General features: G+C 67.4%; 25 protein-coding genes. 11 read left to right on the top strand and 14 right to left on the bottom strand.

Annotation, left to right across the window (positions count from 1 at the left end):
• Window positions 1–204: 204 nt before the first annotated feature.
• The 4 genes from EDF50_RS09830 to EDF50_RS09840 form a co-directional block, all read right to left on the bottom strand.
• Complete coding sequence (locus EDF50_RS09830) at window positions 205–393, bottom strand: hypothetical protein (RefSeq protein WP_148076807.1); 189 nt, start codon at window positions 391–393, stop codon at window positions 205–207.
• Between the two features lie 114 nt (window positions 394–507).
• The gene (locus tag EDF50_RS17035; protein WP_255410075.1) at window positions 508–633 is read right to left on the bottom strand and encodes a hypothetical protein; all 126 of its coding nucleotides are present in this window, start codon (window positions 631–633) and stop codon (window positions 508–510) included.
• A 43-nt stretch (window positions 634–676) separates the two neighbouring features.
• Window positions 677–1,108: a hypothetical protein gene (locus EDF50_RS09835; protein WP_148076808.1), complete on the bottom strand. Its 432-nt coding sequence runs from the start codon at window positions 1,106–1,108 to the stop codon at window positions 677–679.
• Between the two features lie 160 nt (window positions 1,109–1,268).
• Window positions 1,269–1,718: a hypothetical protein gene (locus tag EDF50_RS09840; RefSeq protein WP_123519334.1), complete on the bottom strand. Its 450-nt coding sequence runs from the start codon at window positions 1,716–1,718 to the stop codon at window positions 1,269–1,271.
• 152 nt (window positions 1,719–1,870) lie between these two features.
• On the opposite strand from EDF50_RS09840, the gene EDF50_RS17100 reads away from it, so the two are divergent.
• From EDF50_RS17100 to EDF50_RS09855, 3 genes are all read left to right on the top strand, one after another.
• Window positions 1,871–2,689, top strand: a complete 819-nt coding sequence (locus EDF50_RS17100) for a sugar nucleotide-binding protein (RefSeq protein ID WP_370453991.1) — start codon at window positions 1,871–1,873, stop codon at window positions 2,687–2,689.
• A gap of 417 nt (window positions 2,690–3,106) precedes the next feature.
• Window positions 3,107–3,790 carry an HAD family hydrolase gene (locus tag EDF50_RS09850; protein WP_158612679.1) on the top strand — a complete coding sequence of 228 codons (684 nt, stop codon included), beginning with the start codon at window positions 3,107–3,109 and terminating at the stop codon, window positions 3,788–3,790.
• Between the two features lie 68 nt (window positions 3,791–3,858).
• Complete coding sequence (locus EDF50_RS09855; protein ID WP_123519337.1) at window positions 3,859–4,329, top strand: GNAT family N-acetyltransferase; 471 nt, start codon at window positions 3,859–3,861, stop codon at window positions 4,327–4,329.
• A 67-nt stretch (window positions 4,330–4,396) separates the two neighbouring features.
• On the opposite strand, the gene EDF50_RS09860 is transcribed toward EDF50_RS09855, so the two are convergent.
• Window positions 4,397–4,996, bottom strand: a complete 600-nt coding sequence (locus EDF50_RS09860) for a TetR/AcrR family transcriptional regulator (protein WP_199738709.1) — start codon at window positions 4,994–4,996, stop codon at window positions 4,397–4,399.
• A 115-nt stretch (window positions 4,997–5,111) separates the two neighbouring features.
• Here EDF50_RS09860 and EDF50_RS09865 point away from each other — a divergent pair, with 115 nt between their 5' ends.
• Entirely contained in the window at window positions 5,112–6,014 is a 903-nt protein-coding gene (locus EDF50_RS09865) for an SDR family oxidoreductase (RefSeq protein WP_123519339.1), read from the top strand.
• Window positions 6,015–6,160: 146 nt separating this feature from the next.
• On the opposite strand, the gene EDF50_RS09870 is transcribed toward EDF50_RS09865, so the two are convergent.
• The 3 genes from EDF50_RS09870 to EDF50_RS09880 form a co-directional block, all read right to left on the bottom strand.
• Complete coding sequence (locus EDF50_RS09870; RefSeq protein ID WP_123519417.1) at window positions 6,161–6,730, bottom strand: GNAT family N-acetyltransferase; 570 nt, start codon at window positions 6,728–6,730, stop codon at window positions 6,161–6,163.
• Between the two features lie 247 nt (window positions 6,731–6,977).
• Window positions 6,978–7,703 (bottom strand): NAD(P)-dependent oxidoreductase, encoded by a 726-nt coding sequence (locus EDF50_RS09875; protein WP_158612680.1) that lies wholly within the window; start codon window positions 7,701–7,703, stop codon window positions 6,978–6,980.
• Window positions 7,700–8,194, bottom strand: coding sequence for a pyridoxamine 5'-phosphate oxidase family protein (locus EDF50_RS09880; protein ID WP_123519341.1), 495 nt, complete (start codon window positions 8,192–8,194; stop codon window positions 7,700–7,702). The genes EDF50_RS09875 and EDF50_RS09880 overlap by 4 nt, the downstream gene beginning before the upstream one ends.
• Window positions 8,195–8,272: 78 nt before the next feature.
• Here EDF50_RS09880 and EDF50_RS09885 point away from each other — a divergent pair, with 78 nt between their 5' ends.
• On the top strand, window positions 8,273–8,725 hold the full coding sequence (locus EDF50_RS09885; RefSeq protein WP_123519342.1) for a MarR family winged helix-turn-helix transcriptional regulator: 453 nt from the start codon (window positions 8,273–8,275) through the stop codon (window positions 8,723–8,725).
• A 131-nt stretch (window positions 8,726–8,856) separates the two neighbouring features.
• Window positions 8,857–9,105 (top strand): hypothetical protein, encoded by a 249-nt coding sequence (locus tag EDF50_RS09890; RefSeq protein WP_123519343.1) that lies wholly within the window; start codon window positions 8,857–8,859, stop codon window positions 9,103–9,105.
• 148 nt (window positions 9,106–9,253) lie between these two features.
• Here the strand turns inward: EDF50_RS09890 and EDF50_RS09895 are convergent, their stop codons facing one another.
• Window positions 9,254–9,625 (bottom strand): hypothetical protein, encoded by a 372-nt coding sequence (locus EDF50_RS09895; protein ID WP_148076809.1) that lies wholly within the window; start codon window positions 9,623–9,625, stop codon window positions 9,254–9,256.
• A 158-nt stretch (window positions 9,626–9,783) separates the two neighbouring features.
• Here EDF50_RS09895 and EDF50_RS09900 point away from each other — a divergent pair, with 158 nt between their 5' ends.
• Together EDF50_RS09900 and EDF50_RS09905 are read left to right on the top strand one after the other, a co-directional pair.
• A complete protein-coding gene (locus tag EDF50_RS09900) occupies window positions 9,784–10,443 on the top strand; it encodes a hypothetical protein (protein WP_123519345.1) in 660 nt (219 codons plus the stop codon).
• Window positions 10,440–10,943: an RNA polymerase sigma factor gene (locus tag EDF50_RS09905; protein WP_233570498.1), complete on the top strand. Its 504-nt coding sequence runs from the start codon at window positions 10,440–10,442 to the stop codon at window positions 10,941–10,943. The genes EDF50_RS09900 and EDF50_RS09905 overlap by 4 nt, the downstream gene beginning before the upstream one ends.
• Window positions 10,944–11,251: 308 nt before the next feature.
• On the opposite strand, the gene EDF50_RS09910 is transcribed toward EDF50_RS09905, so the two are convergent.
• The gene (locus tag EDF50_RS09910) at window positions 11,252–11,818 is read right to left on the bottom strand and encodes a TlpA disulfide reductase family protein (protein WP_233570500.1); all 567 of its coding nucleotides are present in this window, start codon (window positions 11,816–11,818) and stop codon (window positions 11,252–11,254) included.
• Between EDF50_RS09910 and EDF50_RS16825 the strand changes: the two genes are divergently transcribed.
• Both EDF50_RS16825 and EDF50_RS16955 read left to right on the top strand, forming a co-directional pair.
• Window positions 11,811–12,074, top strand: a complete 264-nt coding sequence (locus EDF50_RS16825) for a hypothetical protein (RefSeq protein ID WP_123519347.1) — start codon at window positions 11,811–11,813, stop codon at window positions 12,072–12,074. The two genes, EDF50_RS09910 and EDF50_RS16825, sit on opposite strands and share 8 nt — an antisense overlap.
• A 100-nt stretch (window positions 12,075–12,174) precedes the next feature.
• Window positions 12,175–12,789, top strand: coding sequence for a chromate transporter (locus EDF50_RS16955; RefSeq protein ID WP_255410078.1), 615 nt, complete (start codon window positions 12,175–12,177; stop codon window positions 12,787–12,789).
• A 121-nt stretch (window positions 12,790–12,910) separates the two neighbouring features.
• Here EDF50_RS16955 and EDF50_RS09925 read toward each other — a convergent pair whose 3' ends face one another.
• The 3 genes from EDF50_RS09925 to EDF50_RS09935 all read right to left on the bottom strand — a co-directional run bounded on the left by EDF50_RS09925 (window position 12,911) and on the right by EDF50_RS09935 (window position 14,643).
• Window positions 12,911–13,213, bottom strand: coding sequence for a transcriptional regulator (locus EDF50_RS09925; RefSeq protein ID WP_233570504.1), 303 nt, complete (start codon window positions 13,211–13,213; stop codon window positions 12,911–12,913).
• The gene (locus tag EDF50_RS09930) at window positions 13,210–13,698 is read right to left on the bottom strand and encodes a hypothetical protein (protein ID WP_123519349.1); all 489 of its coding nucleotides are present in this window, start codon (window positions 13,696–13,698) and stop codon (window positions 13,210–13,212) included. The genes EDF50_RS09925 and EDF50_RS09930 overlap by 4 nt, the downstream gene beginning before the upstream one ends.
• 81 nt (window positions 13,699–13,779) lie before the next feature.
• Window positions 13,780–14,643, bottom strand: a complete 864-nt coding sequence (locus tag EDF50_RS09935; protein ID WP_233570505.1) for an SDR family NAD(P)-dependent oxidoreductase — start codon at window positions 14,641–14,643, stop codon at window positions 13,780–13,782.
• Window positions 14,644–14,725: 82 nt separating this feature from the next.
• Here EDF50_RS09935 and EDF50_RS09940 point away from each other — a divergent pair, with 82 nt between their 5' ends.
• Window positions 14,726–15,325 carry a TetR/AcrR family transcriptional regulator gene (locus tag EDF50_RS09940; protein ID WP_123519421.1) on the top strand — a complete coding sequence of 200 codons (600 nt, stop codon included), beginning with the start codon at window positions 14,726–14,728 and terminating at the stop codon, window positions 15,323–15,325.
• A 65-nt stretch (window positions 15,326–15,390) separates the two neighbouring features.
• Here EDF50_RS09940 and EDF50_RS09945 read toward each other — a convergent pair whose 3' ends face one another.
• Window positions 15,391–15,684, bottom strand: a complete 294-nt coding sequence (locus tag EDF50_RS09945; RefSeq protein WP_123519350.1) for a hypothetical protein — start codon at window positions 15,682–15,684, stop codon at window positions 15,391–15,393.
• Window positions 15,685–15,945 lie beyond the last annotated feature (261 nt).

Raw genomic sequence — 15,945 nt, forward strand, 5'->3', positions numbered from 1 at the left:
CAGAACCACCCCAGCGACATCGCTGGCAAGCCCAATAATGCGAGCACCCAGAACGCGACGGTTCGTAAAGGCGACACGGTACTCGCACGGTTGTCGAGGGCTTTCATCATCCAAGGCTAGTGAGAGACGCCGAGCTGCCCGATAGGGGATCGGCCACGGGCCACGGGCCACGGGTCATGGGCCCTCGGTCTGGCTGCCCGCGAGTCAGCTCAGGGCAGCGATGACGCCTGCTACGAGGATTCCGGTCCCAAGTCCGATCGTGATGGTCATGGCAAGGAACGGGCGACTTCCTACTCGGACCCCGCCTCGCTTCCTGAGGTTGAAGGCGTAGGCAAAACCTGCCACGACGATGAGAGCGCCGATGATGGTCATGACGAGGGGAACGGTCTCCATCCTCGAACCGTAGTGCAGGGTTTTCACCGGCTCGGTTACGCGTCATGTCGGCGGCCCGATAGGGGATCGTCATATCGGGCTTAAGCCTGTGCACCGGTTGATGGCGTCGACGTGTCAGGGGAGGTCGGCATCCTCGTCGACCGGGTGTGCCTCCAACCGATTGGCGGCGAGGATCGAATCGACGTGCGCTCGAGAATCGGCCACGATCGTAGAGTCCCATTCGATCTCGGTGGCGAGCACCCAGGCGGGGTCCTCCGGCCGGAGCAACTGCGGTGGGCTGGCGCTAGTCGGGGCGCCCGTTTTGAGGTTCGTCGGTCGGGACCAGGACGTCGCCCACCATGACAGCTGTGTTGCAGTCGAAAGGGCCGGCGGTGGCGGGTCTCGACACCTGCCACCAGCGTCGACCGAAGCGATCACACACGACACTGGTGACATCGCCGGCGACGACGACGTACTCGAGGGCACCGTCCGGTTTCTCCTGGACGACGCCGGCCGCACCCTCCCGCTCGCCCAGATCGACGATGGGCGCACTGGTCGGCGTCGACGTGGGCGTGGGCGTGGGCATGGGCGTGGAAAGCGGAACAGCCGCGCTCGACGGCGTCACCTCAGCCGCGGGAGTGGCGGGCGGTGGCACTGAGGTACTCGTGCACGAAGCGGAAGAGAGCACGAGGGCCCCGGCGAGTACGGGCGTCACGAGCCAGGAGCGGACCTTCACACGATGAGGTTAAGTCATTCCAGGCTTTCGGGGGGCTGGGGTCGGAGGCCGCGCCCTAGTCTTCGTCCATGGAGAGAACGGTCGAGGGCCGCATGCGGCAGCTGGCCCTCGTTGCGCAGAGTGCTTTCGCCCTCGGACTGGCGATCGGTCGGCGGGCGCTTCAGTCGTTGAAGAAGGTGATCGAGCCGCCATTGATCGAGGAGACGGTGAGTACAGCCCCCTCGTAGTTCTCGTCCATCAGGAACGCGGTCGTCGCGACAGCACCGGGGCTGAGTTCGGTTGGCCACTCTTCCTCGAGCGCGTACCCGTCGATCTTGCCGCTCGCGGGTCGGGGGCCGAAGGGAAGTGACCAGTCGGGTCCGCCAGCACCGTCGATCACCAGGTCGTCGTCAGCTTCGAACAGCAGGGCCGTGTCACCCGTGTTCTCGACCTTGAGTCCCACGCTGAGGTACCCGTCGAACTGGTCCAAGATCTCAGCGGTCCCTGTCATGCCCTGAGGGGTCGCCCCCGTGTCGATGTCGCTCGTCGAGCATCCGGACATGGTTGCCGTGACGATGATGACGAAGGCGGCGCAGAAGTTGTGGGCGCGCCGTCGGGCTGAGATCTTCACGCTGTCATGCTTCCAGAGGCCGTCACGGAACCATTGCCCATGCGTCATCACGCACGAGGACATGTCCGCAGAACAGCCGCCCGCAACGCGAAGGGTCCGTAAAGGGATCGCCCACCGGAATGACACGCTCCGCCTAACGTGGTGACATGCGGATGCTCGTTCTCGGCGGTAGCGGACTTCTGGGGGGTGAGCTGTTGTCCCAGGCGCGGGCTCTGCATATCGACGCGATCGGCACTTCCACGCGTTCCACTGGTCTTACGGGTGGAGAGCATTGGCGACAGCTCGACCTCCGCGACCGGCAGGCAACCATCGAGCTAGTCCGAGCCACTCGCGCCCACGTTGTGATCAACGTCGCGTATCGACAGTCCGATTGGTCCTCGACGGCGGATGGTGCGGCCAACGCCGCGATCGCGGCGAAGTCAGCAGGCGCTCACCTCGTGTTCGTCTCGAGCGATGCCGTTTTCTCTGGGGCCGAGTCACCGTATTCCGAACGGGCCTTGCCAGACCCGCGGACTCCCTACGGCGCCGCCAAGGCAGCGGCAGAGACGGCGGTGCGTGCCATTGCCCCCGCCTGCACGATCGCGCGTACGTCGCTGATAATCAGCAGCAACGGGTCGTCCGTGCATGAACGGCTCGCACATGCGGCTGCGCGGGGGGACGGGCACCTCTTCACCGACGATGTTCGCTGCCCTGTCCACGTCACCGACCTCGCGGGCGCGCTCCTCGAACTGGCCCACGCGAGACGGAATGGCATGCATCACCTCGCCGGTCCAGAAGCCATGAGCCGATACGACCTCGGCCGCTTGATCACACTCCGAGACGGTCTCGATCCCACTCGCATCCAAGCCGCACAGCGTGCGCTCCTACCCATGCCAGGGCCGTTGGACGTCCGTCTCGACTCTCAAGCGACGCAACGGGCCATCGCCACGAGACTTCGAGGTGCCTCTTCGTTCCTCACAACATCGGGCTAGGTGGGCAGCCTCCTCACGTGTCCCGATAGGGGAGCGCTTAGCGACGCGCTGGAGTGCTTTCAGGCTGTACTCGGGCATGCCAGCATATGGGGGTGAGGTTCGGCGAGAGCTTGGTTGCGAAAGCCGATCCGTATTGTCTCTGGCGGAGATCAGCGACGTCATGACCGGAGACGGTCGCGTCTCCCTCGCGGTCATTCAGCCGACGCTGGCTGTGTACCAAGGGAAGAGCTTTCAGTCGACTCGGCTGCTGCACGTCGCTGTTGATCGCTTTCGCCAGGAGTAGCTACGGCACGGCCCGTCGAGGACATGAAAAGCTCTTGATGGAGCCCATACCGTCTGAAGTCTGCGCGGAATGAGGTGCGGTGCCCGATAGCCGATCGGCCACCGGTTCACTTCTAGACTGGCGCGGTGACGCGAGTGGGTGCAGTCGGCTTCGACCTCGACGGGACGCTGCTCGATCACCGCGGTTCAGCCCGATCCGCCGCGGTCCACTTCCTCGGCTCGCTAGGTGTGGTCGCGTCCGACTCGATTCTTGATAGCTGGTTCGCCGCCGAAGAGCAGCACTTCGAGCGTTGGCGGTCGGGCGAGATCAGCTTCTCGCAGCAACGCCGTGAGCGGCTGCGCTCTGTCCTCCCGCCGCTCGGGGTCGATGTCCCTGCGGGTGAGGTCGATGTCGACGAGCTGTTCGGCGGTTACCTGCGGGCCTACGAGTCGTCATGGCGGGCATTTCCCGATGCGCTTCCACTTCTTCGGAGCCTGCGCGCGTCCGGTCATCGCATCGGACTGCTGACGAACGGGACCGAGGCTCAGCAGCTAGCCAAGCTCCGGCGGACAGGTCTCCTCGTCGAGTTCGATGTCGTCTGCACGTCTGAGCGCATCGGTTTCGCGAAGCCCGACGTGAGGGCCTTCGCCGTTCTCGCCTCTGAGCTCCGAGTCGAGCCGGGGGCATGCCTGTTCGTCGGCGACGATCTGGTGAAGGACGTCGACGGAGCCAGGGCAGCCGGGATGCGGGCACTGCTGGTCGACGGCCACAGGCACCGCGAGCTTCCGATCGGTGAGTTGGTCCGGTCCGTGATCGCCCGGTCTGCGGATGCCCGATAGCCGAGGGGACGAGCGTCTAGACGCGGTGTCCCGATAGCGGATCGTGCTCCGGTCGCTACCGTAAACAAATGACGGTCACGCTGATCACCTTGTCGTCCGATGACTGGAGATTCTGGCGCTCCATGAGGCTTGCGGCGCTGACTGAGGCGCCGGAGGCTTTCGGCTCTCGGTTGGCTGACTGGATCGATGCTGATGAGAGCCGTTGGCGCGAGCGCCTCTCCATCCCAGGAGCGATCGACCTCGTCGCCCGCGACTCAGGAACGGGCAGTCCGCTCGGCATGGTCACTGGTACGCCGGCAGCACGGCGCGGTGCTGGCGCAGAACTCATCTCGATGTGGGTGGCCCCTGCCGCTCGAGGCAGAGGGGTGGCGACCTTGCTCATCGATGCCGTCGTGACGTGGGCCGCCGCCTCGGGGGCACCGCGCCTCGAGCTGTCGGTGATGGCCGAGAACGAGCGCGCCCGGCGCACCTATGAGAGGAGCGGATTCGCTGTCGCAGCCGGTTCCGGGGACGAGCTCACGATGACACGGGCTCTCTGACGGCGACAGCCGACTGGCACGCCCGCTTCCTGCCCGGTAGGGGATTCCTGGTGGGCGGACGGTGCTGTCAGGAGGAGCGGTCCTGCTTCAAGGCCTCGTGCATGTGCGCAAGAGTCCCCTGGTAGGCGATGAGTTCGTGGTCGACGCGGTCGATCAGGGTGTCTCTTCCGTCACCGAGCATCCACGAGGCATAGCCCTCGTAGTAGGCCCGCACGCCCATGTCGGCGAGAAGGCCGGCCTGGCGAACATCCCCGAGGCGGTCTCGGAGAGCCTCCTGCAGAGCTTCCGTGATGGCAGATCGCTTGAAGGTCGCCCGTTCGCGAAGCTCAGGAGTGGCGGCCAGGAGCGGGTCGAGTAGTCGGCCCATGTCTCGGAGGTCGTCGGAGTGCGCGGCGCAGAGCGACGTGATCCCGGCCCGCACGAGCTCGCCGGGGAAGACATCGGCGGGTGCGTTGACGATGCCGGCTACGGCTGCCGCGACGAGCGCGTCCTGCCCCTGGAACAGGATCTCGCGCTTGTCGGTGAAGTGCCGGAACAGGGTCGTCTTCGTCAACCCGGCATGAGCCGCGATCTGGGCGGAGGTCGTCGCGTCGTAGCCGTGCTCGGAGAACAACTCGATCGCCGCTCGCAAGAGGCGGCCGCGCGCATCCGGTTCCCAACGACCCATACTTCCCATCCTAGTGATGCAACTGAGTCACGTCAGGTGTACCGTGACGTTACCAAGTCACATCAGGAGGCGCGGTGGCGGTCGAGCCACTCGTCCGCGAGAACGGAGAGACATCATGCGCGTCTTCATCACCGGAGCATCCGGATGGATCGGATCGGCCCTGACCGCCGAGCTCGTCGCAGCGGGGCACGACGTCACGGGTCTGGCTCGATCCGAGGCGTCCGCCGCGAAAATAACCGCCGCGGGTGGTGCCGCGGTCCGCGGTGACATGCAGGATCACGACCTGATCGTCTCCGAAGCCACGAAGGCGGATGCCGTCGCGCACCTCGCCTTCACCCTCGACTTCGCGGCATTCGAGGAGACCGTGGCCAACGAGGTGGACCTGATCGCCAAGCTCGGAATTGCTCTCGAAGGAACCGGCAAGGCGTTCGTCGCCGCCTCCGGCACCCCGATTCTTCCCGGCCGCATCGCGACCGAGGAAGACGTGCTCGATCCCGCGGGCCCCGCGGGCCCACGTGCCAGGACTGCGTCGGCGGTCCTGGCTCTCTCGGCGAAGGGCATTCGTTCCGTGCTGGTCCGCATGCCCCGGTCGGTGCACGGTGAGGGCGACCAGAACGGACTCGTCTCCGCGCTCGTCGCTCTAGACCGCCAGCTGGGCGTTGCGGCATACGTGGGCGACGGGCAGAACCGGTGGCCCGCTGTCCACATCTCCGATGCCGCACGGCTCTTCTTCCTCGCCCTCGAGAGCGCACCCGCGGGATCGGTGCTGCACGCCGTCGGCGAAGAAGGCGTCGTCATGCGTCACGTCGCCGACGTCGTCGCGGCCAAGACAGGCCTTCCCGCGACCGCAGTCGATCCCGAGCGGCTCGGTGTTTTCGGTGCCCTCCTCAGCGGGGACCAGCCTTCCTCTGCTCTCACCACCCGGCGCCTCATGTCGTGGGAGCCGTCGGGCCCGACGCTCCTCCACGATCTCCAGACCGGCTTCTACACCGACCTTCCCACCAAGACGATCGACTGACCACCCTCACCAGGTCGTCCGACGTCCCGCATCTCGATGGCCGAACGGTCCTCGCCCACGCGCATCTGTAACGGCCTCGAGGCCGCTGGCGGGGACGTCGGCGCGTCGACGAAAGGGCATGTCTGCGACCCCTCGCAGCGGTGGCGTCAGCTGACCACCTTTCGGAAGCGGAACATCAGATCGGGGTCGTCCTCGCCCTGGTGTCCGCTTCCGGAGCGTTCGCCGTGTTCGTGGTGGTGAGCGCCGTTCGGGTCGGGATGCCCCGGATGGTGGAACTCGACGATGTGGAAGCCGCAGCGGTTGACGTAGAAGTGGATGTTCCGCTGTTCGAAGTACGGCGTCATGGTCTCCCAGACGGTGACCGCTGGGTGGCGGGCCTCGATCGCTGCCCAGGCCGCTGCTCCCATGCCGGTGCCCTGTTCCTCCTCGTCGATGAAGAAGAAGTCGAGGTGGCCGGAGGTACCTGCCCGGTCGATGCGTACGATCGCGCCGCCGACGTGCCTCCCGCCGCCGATCACGTGCAGGACCTCGGTGCCGGGCTCACGAATGTTGTGCAATATCTCGGCGTCGGTTGGGATGGGTTCACCCTCATTCGGTAGCCCAGCTGCGGCCATGCCGGCAGCAAAGGCTGCCTGCAGCCGGCGACAGAGGCCGTCGAGTTCCTCCGTGCCGACCAGTTCGAGTGTGATGATGGTGGGTCTCGTCTCGCGGGTCATGGGGTCGTGCACTCCTTGATGATCTCGGTCGTCGCGGCCCGAAGCGCTCTCCCGCCACGCGTCGCTGTCTGCGGCTACTTCCATGTTCTCTCGAACCGCGGCAGAGTCGGGGTGAAGGTGCTGGGCGGTACAGCCTCGAGCAGGCTGCGTCGGGATTCGTGGCAATAACGACGGTCGGAGCTCGCTCGAGGCGTCCCGACAGACGATCGTCATACGCGTCGACAAGAGAGTGGCCAGCGCCTCGTGATCAGCGTTTGAGGATCTCGTGTCGAATCATGTGGCCGGCGCCGACGGTGAGTCCGGGGGTGGCGACGGCGGCGATGCCCCGGAGGAAGTGGTCGTCGGCGAGCTGGTCGATGAGGAGTCGGGCGAGGTCGTCGCGGGCACAGAGGTTCCCCTCGATCTCGTCCGCTCGGACGGAGTAGCCGTGGCCGGGGACGCTCACGAGCCCGGGCGGGTGCACGATCGTCCAGTCGAGGGCGCTGGCTGTGACGACAGACTCCATCTTCACCATGTCGTCGTAGACGGTGCGCCCGAGCACGTGCCGCATGAGGCCGTAGGCGACGACCTGGGCGATGCCGCTCTGATGGTGGGATCGGCGGACCCCTGCTGACGTGACGACGATCAAGCGTCGCCGGTGGTGATTCTCCATCGCCACGATGACGCCTCTGGCCGTTGCCGAATAGACCTCGACCGGTTTCAGCGTGAATGCGGCACCGATGGTGCAGATGACGGCATCGGTGGCGGCGACCGCGGCGTCGATCACGGCCGGATCGGTGGCATCGCCCGCGACGACCCGGAGTCGCTGATGGTGCAGGGGGAAGCTCTCGGGGTGCCGGGTGAGGGCGTCGACGCGGTGCCCCCGGTCCAGGGCCTGCTGGACCACCTCACGGCCCGTGGGGCCATTGGCGCCGAGGACCAGGAGGCGCTGGAGCCCGGTTGCATCGGCGAGGGGCAGCGCGTCGTCTGTCACAGCTGGACCGTATCGTTCTCGATCGGATCGCGGTCGGGGTTCCTCGTCACGGCTGCCCGGACGGTCTGGGCGACGTAGGCGACGGTGCTGCTGGGGCCCTCCCAGTACTCGGCGGAGTCTGCCTCGACCCGGATGAGGCAGAGGCCGTCCGTCTCGAGCCCGTCCGGGAACCAGGCCTGGAGGGGCTTCGCCCACAGGTCCTCGGCCTTCGTGCGGTCGTGGACGATCGTCGCTCGCCCCGCCACCGACGTCCAGGTGTGCCCCTTCATGTCCGCGAAGGCGACGTTGACCTGCTCGTGTGCGCTGATCTGCCGCGCCTTCGCGGAATCGTCGTAGGCGAAGAACCACAGGTCGCCGACGAACTCGGCCTCCTGCAGGGCCATCGGGCGGCTGACGCTTCGGCCGTCAGGGGTCGTCGTGGTCAACATCGCGACATTCGCGTCGCTGACGAGCTCGGCGACGTGGTGCTGGGTGGGGGTGGTGTCGGGCATGTCCTTCTCCTCATCGAGTAACAGAAATCTGTTTCTGCGAGCGTACGCGCTCGAAGCGGGCGATGGAAGGATGAGGGCATGCCCTCTCTCCCGGATTCCGAAGCGGCGCGGGACCTGGACGACGTCTTGACCTGGAACGTCGTCCGGGTCGCACGGTTCGTCGGGAACCGCCTCGCGGGCCGCCTCGCAGGCCTCGGCCTCAACCCGATCCAGTTCGGCGTCCTCGCGTTCCTCGAGAAAGAGGGCGAACTGACCACGGCCGAGATCGCCCGGGCCGTGCTGTTGCGACCACAGAGCGTCGCGCCGCTCCTGGACGGGCTCGAAGCACGGGACTTGATTCGTCGTGTCGGTGATCGTGGCAAGGGGCGACGAAACCCCGCGCGGATGACGGAGGCTGGCCGCGAGGTCCTCGCGCAAGCGTGGGTGATCGCGCTGGCCGCCAACGACCTCGATGACGCGGCGCTCAGCACGGACGAGAGCAACGAGCTCAATCGGCTCCTGCTCAAGATCGCTTCAGCTACCGAGCCCTGAACGCAACACGCTCAGCTCGTGTTTCTGCGCGACGTCGATGCCGCCCGATAGGGGAGCCGCTGACGGGCCAGGAAGTTTGGCCGCATCTACAGTGAAGCGAATCCCCTGGGGGACGCGAACGAGGAGACAAGATGAATGTGCTCGAGGACATCAAAGTCTGGGGGATGTTGCCCCGCGAGATCGCCTACATCTGCTTCAGTTCGGTCGTGACCCTCACTGGCCTGGTGACCGTGGCCGGTCTGATCCTCGGCTTCTGGTGGATGTTCATCGGATCGGTTTTAGGAGCGGCGGCCGCAGCGCTCTTGCTGAAGCTCTCTCTTCACTTGAAGGAGATTGCTTATGTGCAGTTCGAAGAGAGCCGATCGCAGGTCTCGGACTAGCCGACGGGGCGGGCATGGCGATGGATCTCGAGGCGTCTCGATAGGGGATCGGGGAGTGGACGGTCGGGCTACTTCTTGCGCCAGACGTGGCGCCGCAGGGCCAAACCGGACGCGATGTTCGCTGCCCCGGCCACGATGATGCACCGGTTCAGATGGCCAGGGCGCGCGAGCTGCGGACAGTTCTCACGATGGCGATGACGAGCAGTAGTAGGCCAAGGAGCGCCGGGGCGTAGAGGAACCCGGTGAGCAGCCATGTGTCATCTGTTCCTCGCGTGGTCTCGACGACCGACCCAGTGACGTACGTGCACTCGCGAGCGATCGGCCAGGCGGAGAACGAACCCGAGACCAGCTGTGTCTCGATCTGTGAACGTTCGAGATGCGGGCCCTCGACGGCGCACTTGTAGGTTGCGCCCTTGTAGACGTAGAGCAGCCGGACACCGAGAAACAGGGCTCCCGACGCGGCGATGAGCGCGGCGCCAGTCAAACCCTGGAAGGGACAGGACGTGTACAAGCGGCGCATCGACCCAGTCAAGAGACCATGGCCCCCGGGGCACATCCTCCATGAGAGCGACTTCCTGGAAGAGTCGTGCCGCTGCATCCGTCAGACGATCGGGGCGCGAGCATGGACATTTCCCCGTGTGCCGGACACGTACAGGGTGAACCCACTCTGGAGGAAAGATGACCGCAACCCCCGATCACCTCGACGTGCTCCTCGCCGACAGCGCACCCGCGGAGACGACCTCAAGCCCGGCGCTTCGCCACGACCTCGCCGTGATGGCGGCCGAGGCCAAGACTGCCTCGCGCCTCCGGCGTCGGCCGCTCCGCGTCGCCGCCACCGCTGGCCTTGCAGTGCTGCTCGTCAGCGGTGCCGGGACAGCCGTTGCAGCCTCGGTCTTCGACTGGGCTCCGTGGGCCCAGGACCCTGACCTGGCTTACCCGTTCATCCTGCCGAGTGGTCGCGCCTGCGAGGCCCGGGTCGCCGTCTACGACATCGAGAGCATCGACGGCAACGGCGCCGTCACGCGATCCGATCCGGCGAACGACAGTGACTTTGCCCGCCACATCCGAGACCTCGACCTCGTCGACCAAGCTGACGTGAAAGCCTCGATCACGGAGGTGCGCCAGCGCGACACGAGCGTCTCCTACGTGGCGGTCCTTCCGAATGGGCAGCTGGAGGATGTTCACGCGACGGCGTCTGGTCCGACTGAGGACGACATCTACGCTGCAGCGGTGTCGAACGCCGTCCGTGACGTCGTCGACGTGGAGGCTGCCGCGTTCGACGGGGGCCACGACTACACCGGAGCAGAATCGATCCTCTGCGAGAAGGTCGCCCCGTGATCGGGAACCGAAAGCGGGCCCTACGGTCTGCGCTAGAAGCCAGCTCGGTCGATCTGTTGTCCTACCTGCGGCGTCGCACCGACTCCGACGAGGCGCCTGATCTGCTGGGCGAGACCTTCGTCGTCGCGTGGCGCCGTCTCGAGGATCTGCCCGACGAACCAGAGCGGTCACGGATGTGGCTTTTCGGCATCGCCCGGGGGGTCCTGCTCAACCATGCTCGAGGCGTACACCGGCGGTGGGCGTTGTCTGATCGCCTCCGAGGGCACGCCGCCCTCACACCGGCCACAGCACCGCCCGCAGATGAGCACCTTGAAGTCCGGGACGCCATCTCACGTCTCGAGCCGGACATGGCGGAGCTCATCCGACTCGTGCACTGGGACGGTTTCAGCATCACCGACGCAGCCCAGGTCATGGGCATCCCGGCATCGACCGCACGGAGCCGATATCAGCGCGCCAAAGAACTGCTCCGCCTCGCCCTCGACCCTGCGGTGGCTTCCTGAGCCAAGCTCTCGACCCAACGCGCTGCGAGATGTCCTGCCCGACGTTGCCGTCATCGTCGGGGCGTTCATGCGTCTCGTGAGACGCCTGCGGGCACGCGCGGGGGCTCAGAGTATGAATGCTGCGCGTGACAGGTCGACCTGCCGTGTCTAGAGCGGGCCAGGCCCGAACCGGAGGGCCGACGGGCGCCCAGGCCGCGAGGAAAAGCGGGTGCACGAGGAGCCAGCCTTCGTCGTCCCTCGGCCAGGCGAGACCCGGCCGTGCCGGGGTGGTCGTCACGGTCGAAAGCCAGCAGCCCCCCGATGCTGCGTCAACCGCGGGGCGAAGCCTCGGGCGTAGCGGCCGCCGTCTCGACGAGTGCTCGCAGGATCGAGGGGTCGACGGGCCCCAGGACTCGTGCGCTCACGCGTCCCACGGGGTCCAGGACGAAGGTCGCCGGGGTCGCGTTGGGGGCCGTCGTGCCGGCGAAGGCGAGCTGCACGCTTCCGGTGTTCGCGTCGATCGCGGTGGGGTAGGTGACGTCGAATCGCCGGGTGAAGGCGTCGGCGGTGTCGGGCTGGTCCTTGACGTTGACGCCCAGGAAAGCGGCATCGTCGGCCACGTCCTCGCTCACCGCTTGGAGATCTGTCGCTTCCATTCGGCACGGGACGCACCCGGCGAACCAGAAGTTGAGGACGGCGACCTTGCCCTGGTAATCAGCCGCCGCGATCTTCGTGCCGTCGCTGAGCTCGGAGTCGAACTCGATGGGGTCGCCGCGGTCCTCGGGAGCGATCTCGGTCACGAGCTGATCGGCTGAGACGTATCCCTTACCGTCACCCCACTGCTGTTCGATCCCCGACGCCGAGGTGCACCCCGCCACGGCTGCGCTGGTGGCCACGAGCAGGGCCGAGGAAGCCAGAAGTCGACGAGTTCGCACGCGTGAGGATAACTCGGTCAACCTGCGCGCGAACAGCGTCGCGCTCGGGACGCTTTTCGAGGCGTTCGTACTCGTCAAGACCCTGAATGCCGAGGGGGAGGCGACGTGGGCATACCGAACGACGAACAGGCTGAACCGCGAAGACCTCCTCGGGGCCCTGACCGTTCAGGTCGCAGTTCTCACGAAAGAGATGCGCGACGAGTGGGATGACGACTGAGACCGTCACACGCGTGTCGAGCCTCGGCCTGCGTCAGTGCCCGACGGCCGATCATCCCCCTGACCTCGATCAGGCCTGCACGACGGTGGGAGCGGGGCTGATGGAGGTTGCTTTCGTGGGGGCCTGGGGCCTTGCCTTTCGAGGGCCTGGTGATCATGGCCCTGGGGTCGAGAATCAACCTCGCAGTCACCGTCCGGAGCTGGTCGCAGGGGCACCATGGCCCGATGGTCTTGTCGGAGGGGGTCACGTCGTGCTGCCGCTGCTGCACGCGGGCCTCGTCGAGCCCGGGTACGTGAGCGACGAGGTGTTCCTCACCGGGTACGGCCTCGCGCAGGCCGTGCCCGGGCCCCTGTTCACGGTCGCGAGCTACCTCGGTGCCGTCAGCGATCTCGGCCCGGGAGGCGCGCTCGGGTCGCTGCTCGCCACGATCGCGATCTTCGCGCCTGGGTTCCCGCTGCTGATCGGAGTCGCACCGTTCTGGAACACCGGGGGGTCTCACATCGGCGTGCGGGCGGGGATGCGCGGGGCCAACGCTGCCGTGGTCGGGCTGCTCATCACCGCGCTGCTCGACCTCGGCGCCACGACCGATGTCGTCAGTCCGGGCCCGTTCTGCCTGGCGTTGATCTGCTTCGTGCTGCTGACGGCCTGGCGGGCACCGGCTTGGGTCGTCGTCACCGTCGCGGCCCTGGGCGGTCTCGCGCTCGGTCTGGACTGACAGCCGACGACCGGCGCCCGCCGTCGCGAGAACACGCCGGAGGCTCGCGGTCCGGCCGGGACTCGCGCGAGTCGCCGGACCGGACTCGCGCTCGTGCGCGCTCCCTCTGCTCGAGAGGTCGCTACTGGGGCGCGATGCTCTGCAGGAACGCGAAGTGCCCGCGCAGTGCCTGTGAGCCGGTCGGCGTGAGCGTGACCCACGTCCGCGCCTGGCCCCTCGCCCGCTGGACGCGGCGGAGGTCGACGTAGCCGGCCTCGGTCAAGGTGCGGAGGTGCTTGCTGAGGGTGGCGTCGGAGACGTCGAGCCCCTCGCGGAGGACACCGAACTCGACCTCGCCGCCGCGTGCGAGCATCGCGCAGATCTGCAGCCGCTGAGGTGCGTGGACGACGGCGTCGAAGGCCGGCTCGGGGGTGTCGGCGCTCACCGGGCGGGGCTGCCGGCGAGGACGCTGCCGAGGCGGCGACGGGCGGACGCGTCGGCGGCGGGGCCGAGGGCGAGGGTGACGACCCCGGCGACGCCGGCTGCCACGCCGACCTGCCACAGGGGCTCGTCCTGGGCGACGACGACGAAGGCCATGGCTGCGACGCTGACGGCCAGGGCGACGATCGCCCACGGGGCGCCGAGAGTGAGGAACCTCCACCGCTCAGGGTTCGCCCGGGCGACGCCGACGTCGCGGACACGGCGGCGGGACAGGGCGACGAGGCCGAGGACGCCGACCAACATCCACGCCGAGCTGTCGGGGGCGCCGAGGCCGTAGACGGCAGCGGCCACGAAGGCACCGCGGAGGACGTGGACCCACCAGGGGGACCGGACGCGTTCCGCCATGCGGGCCTGGGCCTCGTTCGCGACCCGGAGGGCGGCGACGGGGTCGACGGGCTTGGACGAGTTGTCGTTCGAATGGCTTTCCATGTCGGCAACACTAAGTGTTTCCGACATGGAAAGTCAAGATGCGTCGCTGATCCGCCGACGGCGGCCTGCGCGAGCTGCGTGTCAGGCTGACCCGACGGCCGTCGGCGTCGTCGCGTGGACGGGTAGGTGGGGTCGCAAGCCGGCAGCGATCACCCGGTCGAGCAGGCGGTCGGGGAGCACTCGAGTCAACGCGACCAGCATCGACGCATCGCGCCCGACGGTGTACCGCGTACGCGGTCGACGGATCGTGGCGGCATCGGCGATGATGCTGCCGGCGGCGTCCGCGGACAGTCCTCGGCCGATGTGTGCCGATGTCTGGGCGAGTGCGGCGGTGATCAGGTCGCCGTACCGCCGCTGGAGATCGGGTCGCATCTGCGCCGCGAAGGCCGAGGTCGCGGTGGCGCCTCGGTCCGCCATCTGACTCCGGACGGCGCCCGGCTCCACGACGACGACCTGCACGCCGTGCCGCGAAAGCTCTCGACGGAGTGCGTCGCTGACCGCCTCGAGCGCGAACTTGGTCGCAGCGTAGGGCCCGTAGGTCGGCATCGCCCCCTTCCCGCCGACCGAGCTGATGTTCACGATGCGTCCCCCGCCGGCGATGAGGGTGGGGAGTAGAGCTTGGATCATGGCGACGTGCCCGAAGAGGTTGACCTCGAACAGTCCACGCCACTCTTCCAGCGGATAGGCCTCGACCGGCGCGTACACGGAGACCCCTGCGTTGTTGACGAGCGCGCGCAGGGGGCGTGCGTCGGGATCGCTGGTGATCCGCTCGACCAGGGCCTCGACATGACCGGGCTCGGTGATGTCGAGGATCACCGGTTCGATGCCATCGGCGCGCAGTGCATCGCCGTCAGCAGGGCGCCGCACGCCCGCGAGGACGTGAAATCCACGTCGGGCGAGCTCTCGGGCGGTGGCGGCGCCCATGCCTGTGGATGCGCCGCTCACGACGATGAGTTCAGTTTGATGTGACGTTGTCATACCGAGCAGCATGAGTGCTTGGTGTGACATTGTCAACTACGGTGGGTCCATGACGACGAGAATCGAGGGCGCGGCAGCGACCCGGGCCGCCCTCGTCCGCGCCGCGTCCGAGCTGCTCGACGAGGGCGGGCCGGGCGCCGTGACACTCCGAGCGGTCGGGGCGCGGGCGGGTGTCTCGCGCGGCGCCCCGTACGGGCACTTCTCCGATAAGGAACACCTCCTGAGGTGGCTCGTCGTCGAGGCGTGGGACTCGCTTTCCGACGAAGTAGAGCGGATACGGGCCGCGAGCGGCGCCCCCGACGCCCGCCTCGTGGAAGCGCTCCTCGCGCTCATCCGGCTGGCCCGCGAGCGGCCACATCTCTACTCGTTGGTTTTCAGCACTCGGGCGGACGACTCCGAGACTGCGCGCGCGGCGTCCCGCCTCCAGGAAGCGTTTCTCGCAGTCGTCCAGGACATGGTGGGGGCCGGGGACGCGCTCCGACATGGTGCCTTGCTGCTGTCCACCGCGCACGGCATCGCGGCGTTGGAGATCAGCGGGCACTTGGACCCTGAGAAATGGCATGTGAACGGGGACGACATCGTGGGCACGCTCGTGGAGGCGCTGCGTCTCACCGAGAAAGGCGTGAGTGTCCGTCGTCGCCCCAGCTGAAGTGGTCGAAAGGAAACGCTCTGAAAGCGGAGCGGGCGGCGAACAGGGCCAGGGTCGTTGGTCCGTCAGCCGCGGCGGAGGAGGTGGGCCGTGACGGCGGCTTGCCACGAGTGGCCGTAACGGGTCGTGCCGGCCGCGGTGCGGACGACGAACGAGCCCGCGCGGTACGCGAGCCGTCCGTGGCTGACGAGCTGATCGCCGAAGCGCTCGGCGATCGACCAGGTGTCCGACGACTCGAAGCTGATCGCCACGGGGAACCGTGAGCGCGGTAGGTGCACCTCGACCGGAGCTGCCTCGGCAGTCGTCGGGAGGTGCCCGACGAGCATCGGGGGAGTCAGGGGCGAGGTGGGGTGAACCATGGGGTTCCGTTCGTCGGGCGGAGAATCCGCCGGGGCAAGGGAAACCCCCTCCCGCACGGATGCGGGAGGGGGACCACCGGGATGACCGGCTCGTCACGAGACGTGAGGGCCGGTGCGTCGCCACGGAGACGACCCGGGGCCTGCCGACCCGGGGGTCGGCAGGGAGGGGTGTTACTGGGTGGCGACGGTGATCTTCGCGACGCCGACGAGCATCTCGTCCTGGACGGCGTCGGTCTTGAAGGTCTGGTTCAGCAGGCTCGC

Origin of the sequence: Frigoribacterium sp. PhB24, from assembly GCF_003755185.1 — a bacterium.
Lineage (GTDB): Bacteria > Actinomycetota > Actinomycetes > Actinomycetales > Microbacteriaceae > Frigoribacterium.